The 17,300-nt window shown below is 47.2% G+C and carries 17 protein-coding genes; 15 read left to right on the top strand and 2 right to left on the bottom strand.

Going from position 1 to position 17,300, the window contains the following annotated elements:
• Nucleotides 1–5 precede the first annotated feature (5 nt).
• The 4 genes from NSB28_RS03470 to NSB28_RS03455 all read left to right on the top strand — a co-directional run bounded on the left by NSB28_RS03470 (nucleotide 6) and on the right by NSB28_RS03455 (nucleotide 3,479).
• On the top strand, nucleotides 6–863 hold the full coding sequence (locus NSB28_RS03470; RefSeq protein WP_257497436.1) for a PHP domain-containing protein: 858 nt from the start codon (nucleotides 6–8) through the stop codon (nucleotides 861–863).
• Between the two features lie 85 nt (nucleotides 864–948).
• A complete protein-coding gene (locus NSB28_RS03465) occupies nucleotides 949–1,959 on the top strand; it encodes a Cof-type HAD-IIB family hydrolase (protein WP_109624184.1) in 1,011 nt (336 codons plus the stop codon).
• Nucleotides 1,960–2,069: 110 nt separating this feature from the next.
• Entirely contained in the window at nucleotides 2,070–2,393 is a 324-nt protein-coding gene (locus NSB28_RS03460; protein ID WP_109624185.1) for a hypothetical protein, read from the top strand.
• A gap of 141 nt (nucleotides 2,394–2,534) precedes the next feature.
• A complete protein-coding gene (locus NSB28_RS03455; protein WP_109624186.1) occupies nucleotides 2,535–3,479 on the top strand; it encodes a carbon-nitrogen hydrolase family protein in 945 nt (314 codons plus the stop codon).
• Nucleotides 3,480–3,557: 78 nt separating this feature from the next.
• On the opposite strand, the gene NSB28_RS03450 is transcribed toward NSB28_RS03455, so the two are convergent.
• Nucleotides 3,558–4,580 (bottom strand): M42 family metallopeptidase, encoded by a 1,023-nt coding sequence (locus NSB28_RS03450; protein WP_109624187.1) that lies wholly within the window; start codon nucleotides 4,578–4,580, stop codon nucleotides 3,558–3,560.
• A 67-nt stretch (nucleotides 4,581–4,647) separates the two neighbouring features.
• Entirely contained in the window at nucleotides 4,648–5,481 is an 834-nt protein-coding gene (locus NSB28_RS03445) for a MerR family transcriptional regulator (RefSeq protein ID WP_109624188.1), read from the bottom strand.
• A 139-nt stretch (nucleotides 5,482–5,620) separates the two neighbouring features.
• On the opposite strand from NSB28_RS03445, the gene NSB28_RS03440 reads away from it, so the two are divergent.
• The 11 genes from NSB28_RS03440 to NSB28_RS03390 all read left to right on the top strand — a co-directional run bounded on the left by NSB28_RS03440 (nucleotide 5,621) and on the right by NSB28_RS03390 (nucleotide 17,233).
• Nucleotides 5,621–6,799 (top strand): pyridoxal phosphate-dependent aminotransferase, encoded by a 1,179-nt coding sequence (locus NSB28_RS03440; protein ID WP_109624189.1) that lies wholly within the window; start codon nucleotides 5,621–5,623, stop codon nucleotides 6,797–6,799.
• Nucleotides 6,796–7,869, top strand: a complete 1,074-nt coding sequence (locus NSB28_RS03435; protein WP_109624190.1) for an iron-containing alcohol dehydrogenase family protein — start codon at nucleotides 6,796–6,798, stop codon at nucleotides 7,867–7,869. Before NSB28_RS03440 ends, NSB28_RS03435 begins: the two co-directional genes overlap by 4 nt.
• 11 nt (nucleotides 7,870–7,880) lie before the next feature.
• The gene (locus NSB28_RS03430; RefSeq protein WP_109624191.1) at nucleotides 7,881–9,227 is read left to right on the top strand and encodes a YjiH family protein; all 1,347 of its coding nucleotides are present in this window, start codon (nucleotides 7,881–7,883) and stop codon (nucleotides 9,225–9,227) included.
• Between the two features lie 163 nt (nucleotides 9,228–9,390).
• A complete protein-coding gene (locus NSB28_RS03425) occupies nucleotides 9,391–10,764 on the top strand; it encodes an ABC transporter permease (RefSeq protein WP_257497435.1) in 1,374 nt (457 codons plus the stop codon).
• A gap of 64 nt (nucleotides 10,765–10,828) precedes the next feature.
• The gene (locus NSB28_RS03420; RefSeq protein WP_109624193.1) at nucleotides 10,829–11,461 is read left to right on the top strand and encodes an ABC transporter ATP-binding protein; all 633 of its coding nucleotides are present in this window, start codon (nucleotides 10,829–10,831) and stop codon (nucleotides 11,459–11,461) included.
• A gap of 196 nt (nucleotides 11,462–11,657) precedes the next feature.
• On the top strand, nucleotides 11,658–12,863 hold the full coding sequence (locus tag NSB28_RS03415) for an NRAMP family divalent metal transporter (RefSeq protein ID WP_109624194.1): 1,206 nt from the start codon (nucleotides 11,658–11,660) through the stop codon (nucleotides 12,861–12,863).
• 26 nt (nucleotides 12,864–12,889) lie between these two features.
• Nucleotides 12,890–13,618 carry a 5-oxoprolinase subunit PxpB gene (gene pxpB / locus NSB28_RS03410; protein ID WP_109624195.1) on the top strand — a complete coding sequence of 243 codons (729 nt, stop codon included), beginning with the start codon at nucleotides 12,890–12,892 and terminating at the stop codon, nucleotides 13,616–13,618.
• Between the two features lies 1 nt (nucleotide 13,619).
• Nucleotides 13,620–14,627: a 5-oxoprolinase subunit C family protein gene (locus NSB28_RS03405; RefSeq protein WP_109624196.1), complete on the top strand. Its 1,008-nt coding sequence runs from the start codon at nucleotides 13,620–13,622 to the stop codon at nucleotides 14,625–14,627.
• Between the two features lie 30 nt (nucleotides 14,628–14,657).
• Nucleotides 14,658–15,083 (top strand): acetyl-CoA carboxylase biotin carboxyl carrier protein, encoded by a 426-nt coding sequence (gene accB / locus NSB28_RS03400; RefSeq protein ID WP_109624197.1) that lies wholly within the window; start codon nucleotides 14,658–14,660, stop codon nucleotides 15,081–15,083.
• A 22-nt stretch (nucleotides 15,084–15,105) separates the two neighbouring features.
• The gene (accC, locus tag NSB28_RS03395) at nucleotides 15,106–16,452 is read left to right on the top strand and encodes an acetyl-CoA carboxylase biotin carboxylase subunit (RefSeq protein WP_109624198.1); all 1,347 of its coding nucleotides are present in this window, start codon (nucleotides 15,106–15,108) and stop codon (nucleotides 16,450–16,452) included.
• 13 nt (nucleotides 16,453–16,465) lie between these two features.
• A complete protein-coding gene (locus tag NSB28_RS03390) occupies nucleotides 16,466–17,233 on the top strand; it encodes a LamB/YcsF family protein (RefSeq protein WP_109624199.1) in 768 nt (255 codons plus the stop codon).
• The last annotated feature ends 67 nt before the right edge of the window (nucleotides 17,234–17,300 follow it).

Here is a 17,300-nt window from a genome sequence, read left to right as displayed (position 1 = left end):
AAAATATGAAATATATTGATCTGCATGTCCACTCAAATGAGTCAGACGGAACTTATACGCCGTCTGAGCTGGTGGATTATGCTATAGAAAAAGGCCTGGCTGCTTTTGCACTGACTGACCATGATACTACAAAAGGGCTTGCAGAAGCCATCCGGGCTTCCAGGGGAAAGCCGGTAGAAGTAATACCGGGAATCGAGTTTTCTACAGAGTATGAGGGACGTGATATACACATAGTGGGGCTGGACTTCGACTATGAAGACCAGGAGTTTCAGAGCCAGTTAAAGCGCTTCAGGGATTCTAGGGATCTGCGAAATGAAAAAATGATCAGGAAACTGAATGAGGCCGGGATAAAGCTGACCTGGGAAGATATGGAGAAGCGTTTTGGGGAGGCTGTGTGGACAAGAGCCCACTTTGCCAGGTATATGCTGGATGAAGGCTACATCAGGGATATGTCAGAAGCCTTCGAGCGTTATATAGGTGATGGATGTACCTGCTATGTGCCGAGAGAAAAGGTGACCCCACATCAGGCAGTGCGCCTTGTGCGCAGGGCGGGAGGGATTCCTGTACTTGCCCACCCCCTTCAGTACCATCTGCAGCCTGAGAAGCTGAAAGAGCTGGTTTGTGAACTGAAAAAAAGCGGGCTTCTGGGCCTGGAGGCTGTCTATTCAACCCACAGGGGGTATGAGGAAGACGAGATGCGCCGTCTGGCGAGAATATCGGGGCTGTGCATTTCGGGCGGCTCTGATTTTCATGGAAGCAATAAGCCTGCAATTGACTTGGGCTGCGGCCGTGGAAATCTGAAGATACCGTATGAGATATTAAAGCAGCTGCGGGCTGCGAGGGATAATGATTCCCTCAGATGAAAGAAGAATGAGAAGTACAGGGGACCGGAAGCGCAGGGGAAAGCGCAGGACGGACTACAGGAAAAAGATAAAGGAGCAGTGACAGTTGGAAGAGAACAGGACATTTCGTGACAGATATATGGCGGGCGAGACAGACTTTGAAGAGATCTTCAGTTTGACGGGCAAGTGGAATTTCAGTGATGATACAAGAACATTGAGAGAATTTTTGGGACTTACCCCGGAGGAAGAAGATGTCTGGATCAGTGAGAGTGATGAGGCTTTGGAGGATTTGATGGAGAAAGAAAAGAATACAAGGATTCTTTTCGTGGATCTGGACGGCACACTTCTCAATGACAAAAAAGAGATAACAGAGAAAAACCGCAGGGCGGTGGATGATGCCCTCGCAAGGGGACATAAGATAGTGATCACTACAGGACGTCCCACAGTGAGCGCCAGAAGGCTGTCAAGAGAACTGGGGCTTGTTAAGGACGGATGCTTTGCCATTGCTTACAATGGGGGCGAGATATATGACCTGTACAGGGAAAAATCAGTGTACCGCAGGACGATTCCTCTGGAATATGTGAAGAAGGTCTTTGAGGAGGCTAAAAAGAGAGGTCTTCACTGCCAGACCTACAATGATGAAAATATCCTTATTGAAAAAGAGACAGAGGAAGTAAAGCGATACCAGAAAATGACAAACGTGACTGCTGTTGTGGTCCCTGATGTCATAGAAGCGCTGAAAGGCCGTGAGCCGGTCAAGCTCATTGTCATGGATTATGAAGATCATAATAAACTGGTGGCTTTTGAGGAGGAGACTAAGGAGTGGGCAGACGGGAAGCTGGACCGGATCTTTTCCTGTGCAGCTTACTTAGAGCACGTGGCTCCGGGAGTTTCTAAAGGCAGTGCCATGAGCATTTTGTGCGAAAAACTGGGTATCCCTATGTGCAATACGATAGCGGCAGGTGACGCTCCTAATGATGTGAGCATGATTGAAGCAGCGGCAGTGGGCGTGGTGATGCAGAACGCGCCGGAAGATATCAAAAGCTGCGGCGATTATGTGACAGAGGCTGACAATAACCATGACGGGATCGCGGAAGTGATTGAGAGATTTATGTAATAGACTTTAAACTCCCTGTATGATATAATAAACTTATGGGGAACGATTATTTTAGCAGGTAATGAGTCAAGTGAACAGTAAACCAGCAGAAGCAAAAGGAGAGTGATATAATGACAGATAATGAGTTATTACTGGCAATATCTGATATGATAGACAAAAAGATAGAACCTGTAACAGCTGCCATAAGAGTTATGCAAAGTGATATAGACGCTATAAATCAAAAGGTTACATCAGTAGGGTTAAAGCTTGAAAATGAAACAAATCATAATATCCAGCTGCTTGCAGAAAATCATATAAATCTGGTCGATAAATTGAATCAGGCAATACGGGTAACTGACAAAACGTTATTGTATGAAGTGCAGGTGTCAACCTTAAAATCTAAAGTTGAGTATTTGGAAAAAGAAGTAGCGGAAATTAAAAATCATATTGCGTAAACATATACCTTGTCGTGCGGAGCACGCCCATCCGAAGGATTTGAATTATGGGATGCACGGAGGTGTATAATTATAAAAAGTGCAGGGCCTTGATTGTAAAGGCGCTGTACTTTTTTCTGTATTTACACAGGAGGCACAGTGATGAATAAAAAATTGAGGATAGCAGTAGTACAGGCAGCCTATTCAGGGTACGATGTGGAGAGCAATAAGACTAAAGGAATCCAGCTTGTCATGAAAGCGAAGGATATGGGGGCAGATCTTGTGCTGTTTCCGGAATGCTGGCTGCATGGCTATAGATTTCCTCTGGTGGCAGAGGATGTGACGGCGGAGGAACAGCAGGAACTTGAACACTGTCCCTGTGACTGGGATGCTCTCAGAAAAAATTCCAGTTACAAGGAATGGGCAGAGGGGGCTTTGGATGAGGAGAGTGAACCTATACGTGAGTTCTGCCGCCTTGCCAGGAGCCTTTCTGTGGGGATTGTGATGACCTGCTACACAAAAGGCCGGGAGAGGCCAAGGAACAGTGCCTTTTTGATTGATAAATCCGGCGCTGTCAAAATGATATACAGTAAAGTACATACCTGCAGTTTTTCAGTGGAAAGCATGCTGGAAAATGGGGAAGAATTTAAAGTATGTGAGTTTGAGGGTGTCAGGATAGGTATTATGATCTGCTATGACAGAGAGTATCCTGAAAGTGCCAGAATACTGATGCTGAAAGGCGCAGAGATCATACTTGTCCCAAATTCGTGCGGCGGGATGAAGCCCAGGGTAAACGCATTATCTACAAGAGCTTATGAGAATATGACAGGGGTGGTTATGGCAAATGTGGCAGGTAAGGACTGCGGAAGGTCATGTGCATTCACACCTGTTGCCTGGGATAAAGAAGGAAAAGAACAGGAAATGACCATGTTTCTGGCAGATGAAGAGTCAGAGGGCATCTATATGGCTGAATATGATATTAATGAACTGAGAGCGTACCGCAGCAGTGAGATGATGGGAAATACATTCAGAAGGACGGAAGCCTACGCTGATCTTTTAAAGGCAGCAGTACAAGAGCCTTTTATCCGTGACAGATGGATAGAATGAATGTCGCTGGTCACGGAGTGAACAGTAATGAATGACAGCGATGGGACCTCTGCCTCCTGAATTGTTGCATAAATGATTTTAAATATACGCCTTTAATAACAGAAGTGTATTCTCAACCCCGTCGGTATGGCTTCTCTCATACCCGTGTGAGGCATATACGCCGGGGCCGATCAGCCCGTGGCGGAGGTCATAGCCGGCCTGAAGGGCGGCGCCTGCGTCTGAACCGTAGTGAGGATACACGTCTGCGGCAAAATCGATATTATTATCCTTTGCTGCTTTTATCAACCCCTTGACGATATCATAGTTGTATGGGCCGTTGCTGTCTTTTACACAGATGGAGACCTGATGCTCCGTGCACTCCAGACCATCGCCCACACATCCCATATCCACGGAAAGGATCTCTGTCACATCATCAGGGGTGGAGGCGGAGCCGCCGTGTCCTACTTCCTCAAATACAGTTATATGCTGGTATACCCTGCGTGTAAGGGAAACATTCTCGTCCTTTAAGTATTTTGCGTAGCCCAGAAGGATAGCGGTACTCAGCTTATCATCCAGAAAACGGCTCTTTATATAGCCGGACGGGGTAATTGTTGTGCGCGGGTCAAAGCAGATGTAATTGCCGGTCATGATACCCAGAGCCTCCACATCCTCTTTTGATGAAACAGGCTCATCTATAAGGATCTCCATCTCATCAAAGGACCTGGATTTATCATTGAAATCCTTATTGACATGGATAGAGGCATTCTGAAGCTGGAGAGTGCCGGTGTATTCCCTGCCGTCAAAAGTATAGATCCTGCAGTTTTCGGTCTCTGCATTGTTGGGATTCATCCCTCCCACAGGAGTCATGCGGAGACGGCCGTTTTGTTTGATCTGCGCTGTCATTCCCCCCAGAGTGTCCACGTGGGCAGTTAATAAAAGGCCATTCCTCTTTCCACCCAGATCTACAAGTACCCCGCCCTTTGTTGTTTTGGCCGGAGAATACCCGAGATCTTTGTATTCTTTCATCAGATAATCAGTCACGGCCTGCGTAAAGCCGGAGGGGCTGTCTATTGCCAGCAGGTTCTCAGCCTGTTCTAAAATATACTCTGTGTATTTATTCATAATGTCCTCCTGATAGTAATTTTCATATACGGCTCTAATATATCACAACCTTAATTTAAGTACAAGTTTACCCGCTGATTTCAATTGAAATCTTTGTGAGATACTCGTTTTCATCGGAGACGGCGATTTCATCCAGAACAGCCTCTTTATAAGAAAACATGCCCGGGGTCAGATTTTTCCTTCTGATATAGGAGAAAAGCTGCTCATAAGCATCAGCGGCATCATAATAATTGCCTCTCAAGTATGTTACGGCGTACAGCCCGGCAGGCTTTTTGCAGCAGGGATGGCCTTCGGGGGCAGAATGTACTTTAGTAAAAAAATGTGCATAAGTATCCAGATGCCCTTCCATCAGACTGCGTGTAGTGAGCATTGCCCCGTAGGGATGTCCCATATTAAGTGAATGGCTCCGGCAGTAGCCGATATGTTCGCAGATGGTCCTGATTATGATATCATGGTCATTAGTGTCAATGCGGGGGCTGATGATCAGATATTCCTCGGGCATCTCTTCAAGGCTGATAGAGGCGGAGTCCATGCATTTGGGCGTCTCGCTTAGATCCACCAGTTCTATCTTTGTCTGAATGACCTGCTGGATACGTTTCAGCCGGTCCAGTTCCTGCCTGATCTTTTCCTGCTGTTCTAAAAGCAGGGTCTTTAAAGCAGCAGGACTGCGGCAGTCAATATATTCTTTTATTTCTTTTAAAGGCATACCGATTTCCCGCAGACAGGTAATTGTAAAAAAGACATCGCACTGGCTCTCGCTGTAATACCGGTAGCCTTTTTCGTCTGTCCAGGCAGGAGAAAAGAGGCCGATCTCATCATAATGGAACAGGGTGCGTTTATTTGTACCGCATAAACTGGCAAATTCCCCTGTTTTTATGCATGGTGTGTTGAATTTCTGCATAAATATACAATTCCTCCTTGACTATACCGTAACGGTATACTTTATTATAAAAGCGCTGTAAAAATAAGTCAATAAAAGTAATGTAAATAACGCTGCTGAATAATTACATATAAATATTTCTATCAGGAGGAAAGAATCAATGCCAAAATTAAGTGACAGGGTCGGTACATTTACCGATTCCGTGATCAGGAGAATGACGCGAATCAGCGATGAATATGGAGCTATTAATCTTTCACAGGGGTTTCCTGATTTTGACCCGCCAAAAGAAATTATGGATGCCCTGGCAAAAGCGGCATATGCAGGACCTCACCAGTACTCCGTGACTTTTGGGGCTGAGAATTTCAGGGAGGCGCTGGCCCGCAAGCAGGGACGCGCCATCGGAAGAGAGATTGATCCTGAAACAGAAATCGTGGTTACCTGCGGCGGTACAGAAGCTATGATGTGCGCCATGATGACTATCTGTAATCCCGGCGATAAGGTGATGGTGTTTTCTCCATTTTATGAGAATTACGGAGCTGATGCCATCCTCTCAGGCGCAGAGCCGGTCTATATTCCGCTGGTCCCTCCTGAATATGGATTTGATATCTCATTAGTAGAAGAAGGATTTAAGAATGGGGCAAAGGCCATTATTGTCTGCAACCCATCCAATCCCTGCGGAAAAGTATTCTCCAGGGAGGAATTGACTGCCATCGGAGAACTGGCTGTAAAATATGATGCTTTCGTAGTCACTGACGAAGTTTATGAGCACATGGTATATGCGCCGAACCGCCATACATGCATGGCATCTATCCCTGGAATGTATGAGCATACCATAACATGTAATTCCCTTTCTAAGACATACTCCATTACAGGGTGGCGTCTCGGATACCTGATAGGGCCGGAGGAAGTGATAGAGTCTGCCAAGAAGGTCCATGATTTCCTTACAGTGGGGGCAGCGGCCCCTCTTCAGGAGGCAGCAGTGACAGGGCTTAATTTCCCTGAATCTTATTATGAAGAGCTTCTTGAAGTTTATACTAAGAAGAGGGCATATTTTCTGGAGGGGCTTGACAGGATCGGCCTGAAGCATAATGTGCCCCAGGGAACTTATTTTGTCCTGATCGATATCCAGGCGTTTCTGGATCTGCCGCAGTTTAGCGGATATACAGACCTGGAATTCTGCGAGTGGATGATAAAGAATATCAAAGTGGCGGCAGTGCCGGGGTCCAGCTTCTTTAAAGAAGAGGTGAATAACCTGATAAGACTCCATTTTGCAAGAGAAGAAAAGACGATGGATGAGGCGCTTGCCCGTCTTGCCAAATTACAGGAGCTGTTGAAATGAAAACTTATTCAGTCTGTTTCACAAATTATACAATAGGCGGTGAGGCATATGAACATGTTCCCGCAGTCTGCGGTTTTTATGGCAGAAGAGTCCTGCTGGTAGCGGGAGAGAAGGCGCTTTGTGCAGCCGGGGATAAGCTGGCCCTGTCCATAAAGAATTCCGGTCTTGAAATAGTCAGGACTGTGATATTTAAAGGAGACTGTACATATTCCCAGATCGGGAAATGTGCTGAAATTGCAGGAGAATGCCAGGCGGAAATGATATTCGGACTGGGAGGCGGCAAAGCGCTGGATACTGCTAAAGGCGCGGCATTTAAGGTCGGTCTGCCTGTGTTTACCTTTCCAACAATCGCGGCTACATGTGCTGCCGCTACAGCTCTGTCAGTAGTCTATAAAGAGGATGGGAATTTTGACAGCTTTTATTTCTATGAGAGGCCTGCCAGACATTGCTTTATAGACCTGCAGGTGATAGCAGATGCGCCGTTTCAGTATCTGAGAGCGGGCATGGGAGATACGATCGGCAAATTTTTTGAATGCCACTTTGCGGCCAGGGGAGATAAGCTGGACCACAATTCAGCGCTGGGCAGGGAAATCAGCAATATGTGCTATGAACCGCTACTGGAGCACGGTGTACAGGCGCTTAAGGACTGCCGGGAGCACAGAGCTTCCTACGAACTGCAGCAGGCTGTGCTGGCCAATATTGTGAGCACCGGTATGGTATCTCTCATGGTGCTGGATGATTATAACTGTGCAGTTGCCCATTCTGTCTATTATGGACTTGTCCTTCTGCCGGGATTTGAGGAGGCTTACCTGCACGGTGATGTAGTGGCTTATGGTGTGCTGGTCCAGCTGGCTGTGGACGGGCAGGAAGAGGAAATGTGCCGGCTGAAAGGATTTCTGACAGAGCTTGGGATACCGTCTTCATTAAAACAGATGAATGTAAAGCTTGAGCGGGAATACCTGCGGGATGTGTTAAAGGAGATCGTGGAAGGCCCTGATATGGAGCATATCCCCTATAAGGTCACAGAAGATATGATATTTGCCGCTATGGAAAAGGTGGAGCGGCTGTAGAGGAGAGAAAAATGGAGCATTCAAGCGTTAATGTAAAGAATTTATCGAAATTCATCCTGTGTTCTGCATTTGGTGTAGTGATGTTTCTTGTGCCTATACCACAGGGAGAATCCTTCACAACCCTGCTGGACTTTTTGAAATCCGGCCTCAAGACCCTGCTTGGTCCGGGGCTGAATTATATGATTGCAGGCCTGCTTGTATTATCAGCGGTCATGAGCCTGATTGATCATTTTTTTAAGCCTGATTTTATCAGAAAGAATCATTACATGACAAAAGCATTTACAACTACGCCCCTCTATCTTGTCTCAAAGGTAATAGGCGCGGTGTTTGCATGCATGGTGGTTTTCGGGGCCGGACCGAAAATTGTCACCTCTGCTGACACTGGAGCTACGATCATAGATCTGTGCGGGACACTTTTCTGTATTGTTGTGGCATTCAGCTTTATTCTGCCCTTTCTCACGGACTGCGGCATAATGGAGTTTTTAGGAGTGCTCTTAAGGCCTGTTGTGCGCCCACTGTTTCATGTGCCGGGCAGGGCGTCTGTAGACCTGATGGCCTCCTGGTTCGGTGCATCAAATGCAGCGGTCATTCTGACACGGGAACAGTACATGAAGGGATTCTATACGAAAAGAGAAGCAGGTTATATCATGACAAACTTTTCTATAGTTTCTATCCCCTTTTGCCTTATGGTGGCAAATACTGTGGGGATTGACAATCTTTTTCCGGCTTTTTACCTGTGTATCTGTATAGTGGGAATTATCCTTGCGGTGATTATTGCCAGGATACCTCCTATCAGGACGATCCCGAATACATATAAGGAAGAAGTGGGAAATCAGCTGAGTGAGGATGTTCCTCAGGAAAAGGGTATATTTGCATATGCAGTGGAGCTAAGCTGCAAGAGGGCTGAAAAATTCAGTATCAGATCAGTTGCTTCCAGCGGTTTTGAGGTTGTCGTAGGTATGCTCTTTGACCTTATTCCGATTGTAGTGTCATGGGGGACTGTTGCACTTATCATAGCTACGTATACGCCTGTATTTGAGTGGCTCTCTTATCCTATGGGGATGTATCTGCAGCTCTTTGGTGTAGAGGAAGCGTTTGCGGCTGCTCCGGCAACTCTTGTCGGCTTCACGGATATGTTCATCCCTGCGCTGCTGATCACAGGCCTTACATCAGTGAAGACAAAATTTATTATCGGTGTGCTCTCGCTGATACAGATCATCTACCTGACAGAGGTAGGCACCATTATTATTAAGAGTGAGGTTCCGCTGAATCTCTGGAAACTCTTCCTGATCTTCCTGGAAAGGACGATTATCGCCATACCTGTAATCGTCCTGCTGGCGAATCTGTTTATCAGATAAATAATATTACTAAACATAAAAATACCGTTTTTCAGAGTCTCAGACTTCTGAAAGACGGTATTTTTTTGTCAGCAGCAATATTCCGGCTTCATATTAGTTACACATTGGAATGATATTCTGCCTTCAGTGATGTAAATACAAAATTATGAAGGAGGAATATATTATGAATTTTATCAACCGCGCGTGGCTGTACATTGTCAGGAAGAAGGGGAAAAGCACATTGCTTTTTATTGTCTTTCTGGTCATGGCCACTTTAGTACTGACGGCTCTGTCACTGGGGAGCGCTTCGGAGACGGCAAGAGAGAATCTGAAGAAAAGCATAGGCGGAAAATTTCTTGTGGCCTGTGATTATTCTGAAAATAATCCGTATCTGAAAATTGAACAGAATGAGAACGGGATGCTTATCTATACAACACAGCAGATCTCACCTGAACTGGTGGAACAGATCAGAAATATAAAAGGTGTTGAATACTGCAGCGCAGAAGATGAATCGCTTGTCACCTGCCCTGATATGAAGTGGTTTGCGGGGAATGTCCCCATAGTAGAAGAATTCAGGCAGTCAGCCAAAATCATCGGTACGTGGAAAAGCAGTGAAAACAGCCTGTTTACATCAGGCAGGCTCACTCTTGCGGAGGGAAGGCATATAACGCCGGAGGATCACAAAAAGGTTCTGATCAGTAAAGACCTGGCTGAGAAAAATGATTTGAAAACAGGTGATACCATACGGACAGAAAAGGGATTTGATTTAGAAATAGCAGGGCTTTTTATCCCAAGAGAACTTGAAAGCGTCAATGAGCAGGTTACAACTTATGATAAAATACAGAATCTGATAATCACAGATCTGTCTGCCCTGGTGGAGATGGAGAATGGGCCGTCTGTACAGGGATTTAAGGAACTGGAAGTGTCTGTTCTGGACCCGGAAGAGATGGAGAGTATAATGAGTCAGATAAAGGAGATCCAGGGGGTGGACTGGAAAGGATTTACTGTCACGGAAGAAAATGACAGCTATGAAAGTACAGTATCTTCCCTGAAACAGCTGTCAGGACTTGCATCTGCCTTTCTGGTCATAATACTTGTTGCGAGTGTGGCTGTTCTGTCATTGATCCTCACCTTATGGGCCCGGGGAAGAGTTCATGAAACAGGTGTGCTCCTCTCGGCAGGGATAAGGAAATCTTCAATTCTGGGCCAGTATATGGCAGAACTGATGCTGATAGCATTTGCTGCATTTTTATTATCATATTTCTCATCAAGCGCGGCTGTATCCAGAACAGGTGAGCTTCTGGCGGCAGGACAAAAAGCCTTTGGGGTACAGGAGGAAGATGAGGGAGCGGATGCAGGCAGTAGGGGAGGCTCAGGCATAGGTACACAGGATGGGATCAGGGAGATGGGGCCCGCAGATCTGGAGGTTACTGTACAGCTAAAGGATATGATCCTTCTTTTTCTGGCAGGGCTGGCTGTTATTTCCATTTCAGCCGGTATTGCATCCGTCTCTGTCATGAGACTGAAGCCCCGGGAGATATTGGCTAAGATGAGCTGAGCCAGGGGCGTTTTACCGCCGGGTATATTAAAACAAGAGAGATAATAGAAAGGATGAAAATAATATGAGTATATTGGAGCTGCAGGAAATTACGTATACATATGATAATAAACAGTATGTTTTGAGAGGTATCAATGCAAAGATGGAGGCAGGAAAGATGTATGCCATCCTGGGACCTTCCGGGTGCGGGAAAACCACACTGCTTTCTCTGCTGGGCGGTCTGGACAGTCCGTCAAACGGCAGGGTTCTGTTTGACGGAACAGATATTGAACAGACTGGTTTGGATGAACACAGAAGAAAACATGTTTCTTTTGTGTTTCAGACGTATAACCTGATTGATTACATGACGCCCCAGGAAAATGTAAGGCTGATTGCCAGGAAGCCTCCTCTGCCGTATCTGGAGAGGCTGGGGCTTACAAAGGATGAGGCAAAACGGAATGTGCTGAAGCTCTCGGGCGGGCAGCAGCAGCGTGTGGCCATTGCCAGGGCGCTGGCATCTGAGGCTCCGGTCATCCTGGCAGATGAACCCACGGGAAATCTGGATGCAGATACGGCACAGGATATTGCGGAAATCCTTAAGGAGAGCGCTCATGAGGAAGGCAAATGTGTGGTGATCGTTACACACTCGAATGAGCTGGCAGAACAGGCCGATGCAGTGTTCAGCCTGAAATATGGCAAACTGCAGACTATCATTTAAAATCGCCGTTTCGCGCTTCAGACTTAGCCTGCATCATATATCACTCAGACTTTTGTCAATTTTCAGGACTGATGCGATTTTTACAGTATAAATGGATATACTCAAGCATAGAGCATGTATATCCCAGATAAATATTGCACAAATTGTATTAATTGTATATAATCAATATGAAAATGAGAAAAAAGGAGAGTGTAAAATGAAAGAAAAGCAAAAATCTCACGGAGGGGCGCTCCTGGGCGCTGCATTTATTATGGCAACATCAGCGATCGGACCAGGCTTCCTTACACAGACGGCAAAATTCACAAGCGATTTTCAGGCCAGCTTTGGTTTTGTCATTCTTGTATCGATCCTGCTGTCTGTCGTAGTGCAGCTCAATGTGTGGAGAGTGCTGTGCGTCTCCGGGATGCGCGGACAGGATGTGGCGAACAAGCTGCTGCCAGGACTGGGTTACTTTGTAGCTGTGCTGATCGTCCTGGGAGGCCTTGTATTCAACATCGGAAACGTAGGCGGAGGCTCTCTTGGATTCAATGCCCTTTTGGGGATCCCCGTTGAAGCGGGGTGCTTCCTTGCGGGTGCGATTGCAATCGTGGTGTTCCTGCTTAAAAATGCTACAAAGGCTATGGATACCCTGACAAAGGTATTGGGCGGTGTAATGATCGTAGTCATCTTTATTGTGATCGTTATTGTCAAGCCTCCGGTGGGACAGGCGTTAAAGGAAACCTTCCTGCCGTCTACAGGCCCTGTGAAGCTGTTTCCGGCCATCCTTACTTTGCTGGGAGGCACGGTAGGCGGATATATCACTTTTGCAGGCGCCCACAGGCTGATTGACGGGGGCGTTACAAAGGAAGAAAATCTCAAAGAGATAAACAAGAGCTCTCTGATGGGAATGGTCATTGCCACAATCGTGCGTATCTTTCTTTTCCTGGCAGTGCTGGGCGTAGTTGTGAAAGGTGTGGCTCTCGATGCCGGCAACCCGGCAGCGGATGCATTCAGGCAGGGGGCGGGCGAGCTGGGATACCGCTTCTTCGGCCTTGTACTCCTCTGTGCAGCAGTCACATCTATTATAGGAGCGGCATATACTTCCGTTTCCTTCCTGAAAACGCTGAGCAGGACGATTGAGAAACAGGAAAAGTGGGTCACCATCGGCTTTATCGCTGTATCAACATTGATCATGGCTCTGGCAGGCCAGCCTGCAAAGCTTCTTGTTCTGGCAGGGGCCCTCAACGGTCTGATCCTTCCTGTGACTCTGGGAGTGTGCCTTGTGGCATCCCAGAAGAAAAAGATCATGGGTGAGGCATACCGCCATCCTGTGTGGCTGCTTATCTCCGGGATCGTAGTTGTGCTGCTTTCGGCCTATCTGGGAATCACTTCACTGGCAAATCTGGGTCAGCTGTTTGCGTAAGAACAGCACAGGGTAGGAGAGGTATAATGCAGAAAATCAAGTTTTTAGCAGCGGGTGATTCGTCAATTCTGATCGAATTCGGAAATGAGATAAGCCCTGAAATAAACAGAAAAATAACGGCAACCGTCCGTTTGATGAGAGAGCAGCAGATCCAGGGTGTCGTGGATATAATTCCGGCATTCTGTTCACTTCTGATCAATTATGATCCGAGAGTCATATCATTTGAAAAGATAGAGAGGCGCATGCGCCATCTTGTAAAGCTGGAGACAGCCGCAGAAGAAGTGAGAAAAAAGATAATAGAGATCCCTGTATGCTACGGCGGGGAATTTGGCCCTGATATCAGTACTGTAGCGGAACATGCAGGTATTTCCAAAGAAGAAGTAATACGAATACATTCTTCAGGGGATTATCTGATCTATATGCTGGGATTCCTGCCGGGATTTTCTTATCTGGGAGGCCTGGATGAGAGAATACACACGCCCAGGCTTGCTGACCCGAGAATGATGATACCCGCAGGCAGTGTGGGGATAGGCGGATCCCAGACAGGCATATATCCTCTTGATTCACCGGGCGGATGGCAGCTTCTGGGAAGGACTCCGGTGAAGACGTATGACCCGGACAGAGAAGAGCCCATACTGTTTGAAGCCGGAGACTATATCCGCTTTATTCCCATAGATGAATCAGAGTTTTTCAGGATAAAAGAACTGGCGGACAAGGGAGTCTATCAGCCGGTTATTCACGAAGGAGAGGTGTGATATGGGAATACGTGTGTTAAAAGGCGGAATGCTGACTACGGTCCAGGATCTGGGAAGAACAGGCTACCAGAGCCAGGGCTTTGGCGTATCAGGGGTTATGGACGTGCGCTCATTTAAGATTGCAAACCTCCTTCTGGACAATCCGGAGAATGAAGCAGTTTTGGAATTTACATTGATCGGGCCGACCCTGCAGTTTACATCTGAGACTATCATAGCCATAACAGGGGGAGATTTCCAGCCTGTGATCAATGGCAGTCCTGCGCCCATGTATACAGCCATATATATGAACAAGGGAGATATACTTAAGTTTAGCAGCGCCAGGACAGGCAGCAGAGGTTACATTGCCTTCTCCAGTTATCTGGATATCCCGGTAGTCATGGGGAGCCGTTCTACAAATATCAGAAGCTCTGTGGGAGGGTTCAAAGGCAGAAAGCTGGAGGATGGGGATTATTTAGGGTTCCGCATGAAAAGGCGTTATCTGCCGTATTTCCTGTCCAGAAAGCTGGACCTGGATGAATTTGATCAGGAGGATGCCACTCTGCGTGTCGTACTGGGGCCGCAGAAAAGTAAATTCACAAAACAGGGTATAGAGACATTTCTTGGCAGTGAATATGTGGTTACAAGCGACTTTGACAGAATGGGTTGCAGGCTGGAAGGACCGTTTATAGCCTACAGGGATACAGCGGACATTATCTCAGATGGTATCGCATTTGGCGCCATACAGGTGCCGTCCCACGGCAAACCCATCATACTGCTCTCAGACAGGCAGACTACAGGAGGCTATGCCAAGATAGCGGCTGTGGCCTCAGTAGATATACCGAAGCTGGTACAGCGCAAGACAGACCATAAGATACGTTTTCAGGCAATCACAGTCCAGGAGGCACAGAAGCTGTACCTGGATGAGATCAGGGAGATGGATGAGTTCCGCAAGCAGATATACAGGCCATGTAAAGAGGTGCTGGACTGCCGTCTTGTAGCGAAGAGGCTTTGCAAGCTTTTTGACCAGTAGAATAATCATAGAGGAATAAGGAGATCATACATGGATTTAAAACAAATAGAGGAACTTGTTAAAATAATCGAAAAATCTTCCCTCACAGAGTTTTCTGTGAAAGAAGGGGATTTAAAGATCACCATGAGTAAGATAAACAAGAATGCTGCTGCAGTGGAAGGACTGGCAGCTGCGGAGGCAGTGCAGGGGCTTTACGAGGCGGAAACTGAGGAGGATGAAGCATTTATCACATCTCCCATAGTGGGTACATTCTATGCGGCCGCGTCTCCAGAAGAGCCGCCGTTTGTGAGCGTGGGCGATGTGGTTAAAGCGGGACAGACAGTCTGTATCCTGGAAGCTATGAAGCTGATGAATGAAATCCAGAGTGATTTTGAATGTGAGATAGAGGCAGTGCTTGTGAGCAATGAGCAGAAGGTGGAATACGGCCAGCCGCTCTTCCGGGTAAAGAAATTATGATCGTGCAGGGAGGACTGGGCTTATGTTTAACAAAATATTAATAGCCAACCGGGGCGAGATAGCAGTCCGTATTATCCGCGCCTGCCGCTGCATGGGAATCAGAAGTGTGGCCATCTATTCTAAAGAGGATGCAAAAAGCCTTCATGTGCAGCTGGCGGACCAGAGGATCTGCATAGGGGAGGGGCCGGCCAGGAACAGCTACCTGAATATGGAGAGGATTATCACCGCCGCAAGAAATATGGGGGCCGATGCCATCCATCCCGGCTTCGGGTTCCTGTCAGAAAACAGCAGATTCGTCAGGATGTGTGAAGAAAACGGGATTACATTTATCGGCCCTTCGGCAGATGTCATAGACAGGATGGGGAATAAATCCCAGGCACGCAGGACTATGATGGATGCCGGGGTACCTGTGGTGCCGGGGACAAAGGAGCCTGTTTTTAATGCCGGAGAAGCGGAAAAGGCAGCAGAGGAGATCGGATACCCTGTCATGATAAAGGCCTCATCAGGCGGCGGGGGAAAGGGAATGCGCGTGGCAAAAAATGCCCGGGAGTTTGAATTCCAGTTCAATATGGCACAGAGGGAATCGGCAAATGCATTCGGGGATGATACTATGTATATAGAGCGTTTTATAGAGAATCCCCGCCATGTGGAGATCCAGATAATGGCTGATGCGCATGGAAATGTGGCAGCTCTCGGCGAGAGGGATTGTTCTGTGCAGAGAAACCATCAGAAGCTGATTGAAGAATCTCCGTCCCCGGCTATATCTGAAAAAATGCGGAAAGAGATGAACCGCTGTGCAGTTCTGGCTGCGCGGACAGTCAATTATACAAATGCCGGTACCATTGAATTCATCGTGGATCCCCATGGGGGATTTTATTTCATGGAAATGAATACGCGTATCCAGGTAGAACACGGTGTCACTGAGATGGTGACTGGGACAGACCTTATCATCGAACAGATCCGTGTGGCCATGGGTGAAAAGCTGAGCTTTAAGCAGAGTGATATCATACAGAGAGGACACGCCATAGAGTGCCGCATCAACGCCGAGATACCTGAAAAAAATTTCATGCCAAGCCCGGGTCTGATAAAGCATATGCATCTTCCGGCCGGAAACGGCGTTCGGGTGGATACTGCACTGTACACGGGATATAAGATTCCTTCAGAGTACGACTCCATGATAGCCAAGGTCATTGTCCATGCGCCTGACAGGGAGGCAGCCCTGCAGAAGATGCGTTCAGCTCTGGATGAAATGGTGATCCTGGGAGTGGAGACGAATCTGGATTTCCAGTATCAGATACTCCGCAATCCTGTATTCTGTGCAGGGGAGGCGGATACTTCATTCATAGAAAAGATGATGGGTATTGACTAGGAGGAAGAGAAGAATGTACAAGGTAGATTTAAACAGTGACCTGGGCGAGAGCTTCGGAAGATATACTCTGGGAATGGACGAAAAGATCATCCCTTTAATCAGTTCGGCGAATGTGGCATGCGGATTCCATGCTTCTGACCCTGTGGTGATGGAAGAGACAGTATCCAGGGCAAAAGCGGCTGGGATCAGCATCGGAGCACATCCCGGCTACCCGGATCTCATGGGGTTTGGGCGGCGAAATATGGATGTGACGTCAGGGGAAGCCAAGGCGTATACGCTTTATCAGATAGGCGCCCTGGATGGGATGTGCAGGGCAAATGGAGTGAAGCTCTCACATGTGAAACCTCATGGCGCCCTGTATAATATGGCATCAGGGGATTATGAGCTTGCAAGAGGAATCTGCCAGGCTGTAAGGGAATTTGACAAAGACTTGATCGTGCTGGCGCTTTCAGGAGGCGAACTGGCCAGGGCTGCAAAAGATATGGGCCTTCGCACAGCGCTGGAGGTATTTGCAGACAGAGCCTATGAGGAAGACGGCAGCCTGGTGAACAGGAGAAAAGCCGGGGCAATGATCCATGACGAAGAACTGGCTATCAAAAGAGTAGTCCGCATGATTAAAGAAAAGAAAGTCACGTCTGTAACAGGCAGGGATATTGACATCCAGGCAGATTCTGTATGCGTCCACGGAGACGGAGAAAAAGCTCTCGCTTTTGTTGAAAAAATCAGGAAAGCGCTTCTGGAAGAAGGCATCGGGATCTCTCCGCTGGGGGAGATCGTGTGACATATATGTATAGAGGGCAGAGGCAGGCGGCATAATATGTTTTGTAATATTACAGGAGGTAATTGAT

The organism is Murimonas intestini (genome assembly GCF_024622195.1).
In the GTDB taxonomy this organism is placed as follows: domain Bacteria; phylum Bacillota; class Clostridia; order Lachnospirales; family Lachnospiraceae; genus Murimonas; species Murimonas intestini.
The sequence above is the reverse complement of the archived record's forward strand: the minus strand, read 5'-3'. Positions and strand labels throughout refer to the sequence as shown.

Excerpts from the sequence above, each read along its gene's own strand:
- accC (WP_109624198.1), top strand. The coding sequence starts at position 15,106 with ATGTTTAACAAAATATTAATAGCCAACCGGGGCGAGATAGCAGTCCGT.
- NSB28_RS03460 (WP_109624185.1), top strand. The coding sequence starts at position 2,070 with ATGACAGATAATGAGTTATTACTGGCAATATCTGATATGATAGACAAA.
- NSB28_RS03390 (WP_109624199.1), top strand. The coding sequence starts at position 16,466 with ATGTACAAGGTAGATTTAAACAGTGACCTGGGCGAGAGCTTCGGAAGA.
- pxpB (WP_109624195.1), top strand. The coding sequence starts at position 12,890 with ATGCAGAAAATCAAGTTTTTAGCAGCGGGTGATTCGTCAATTCTGATC.
- NSB28_RS03435 (WP_109624190.1), top strand. The coding sequence starts at position 6,796 with ATGAAAACTTATTCAGTCTGTTTCACAAATTATACAATAGGCGGTGAG.
- NSB28_RS03445 (WP_109624188.1), bottom strand. The coding sequence starts at position 5,481 with ATGCAGAAATTCAACACACCATGCATAAAAACAGGGGAATTTGCCAGT.
- NSB28_RS03430 (WP_109624191.1), top strand. The coding sequence starts at position 7,881 with ATGGAGCATTCAAGCGTTAATGTAAAGAATTTATCGAAATTCATCCTG.
- NSB28_RS03425 (WP_257497435.1), top strand. The coding sequence starts at position 9,391 with ATGAATTTTATCAACCGCGCGTGGCTGTACATTGTCAGGAAGAAGGGG.
- NSB28_RS03420 (WP_109624193.1), top strand. The coding sequence starts at position 10,829 with ATGAGTATATTGGAGCTGCAGGAAATTACGTATACATATGATAATAAA.
- NSB28_RS03470 (WP_257497436.1), top strand. The coding sequence starts at position 6 with ATGAAATATATTGATCTGCATGTCCACTCAAATGAGTCAGACGGAACT.
- accB (WP_109624197.1), top strand. The coding sequence starts at position 14,658 with ATGGATTTAAAACAAATAGAGGAACTTGTTAAAATAATCGAAAAATCT.
- NSB28_RS03405 (WP_109624196.1), top strand. The coding sequence starts at position 13,620 with ATGGGAATACGTGTGTTAAAAGGCGGAATGCTGACTACGGTCCAGGAT.
- NSB28_RS03415 (WP_109624194.1), top strand. The coding sequence starts at position 11,658 with ATGAAAGAAAAGCAAAAATCTCACGGAGGGGCGCTCCTGGGCGCTGCA.
- NSB28_RS03450 (WP_109624187.1), bottom strand. The coding sequence starts at position 4,580 with ATGAATAAATACACAGAGTATATTTTAGAACAGGCTGAGAACCTGCTG.
- NSB28_RS03440 (WP_109624189.1), top strand. The coding sequence starts at position 5,621 with ATGCCAAAATTAAGTGACAGGGTCGGTACATTTACCGATTCCGTGATC.
- NSB28_RS03455 (WP_109624186.1), top strand. The coding sequence starts at position 2,535 with ATGAATAAAAAATTGAGGATAGCAGTAGTACAGGCAGCCTATTCAGGG.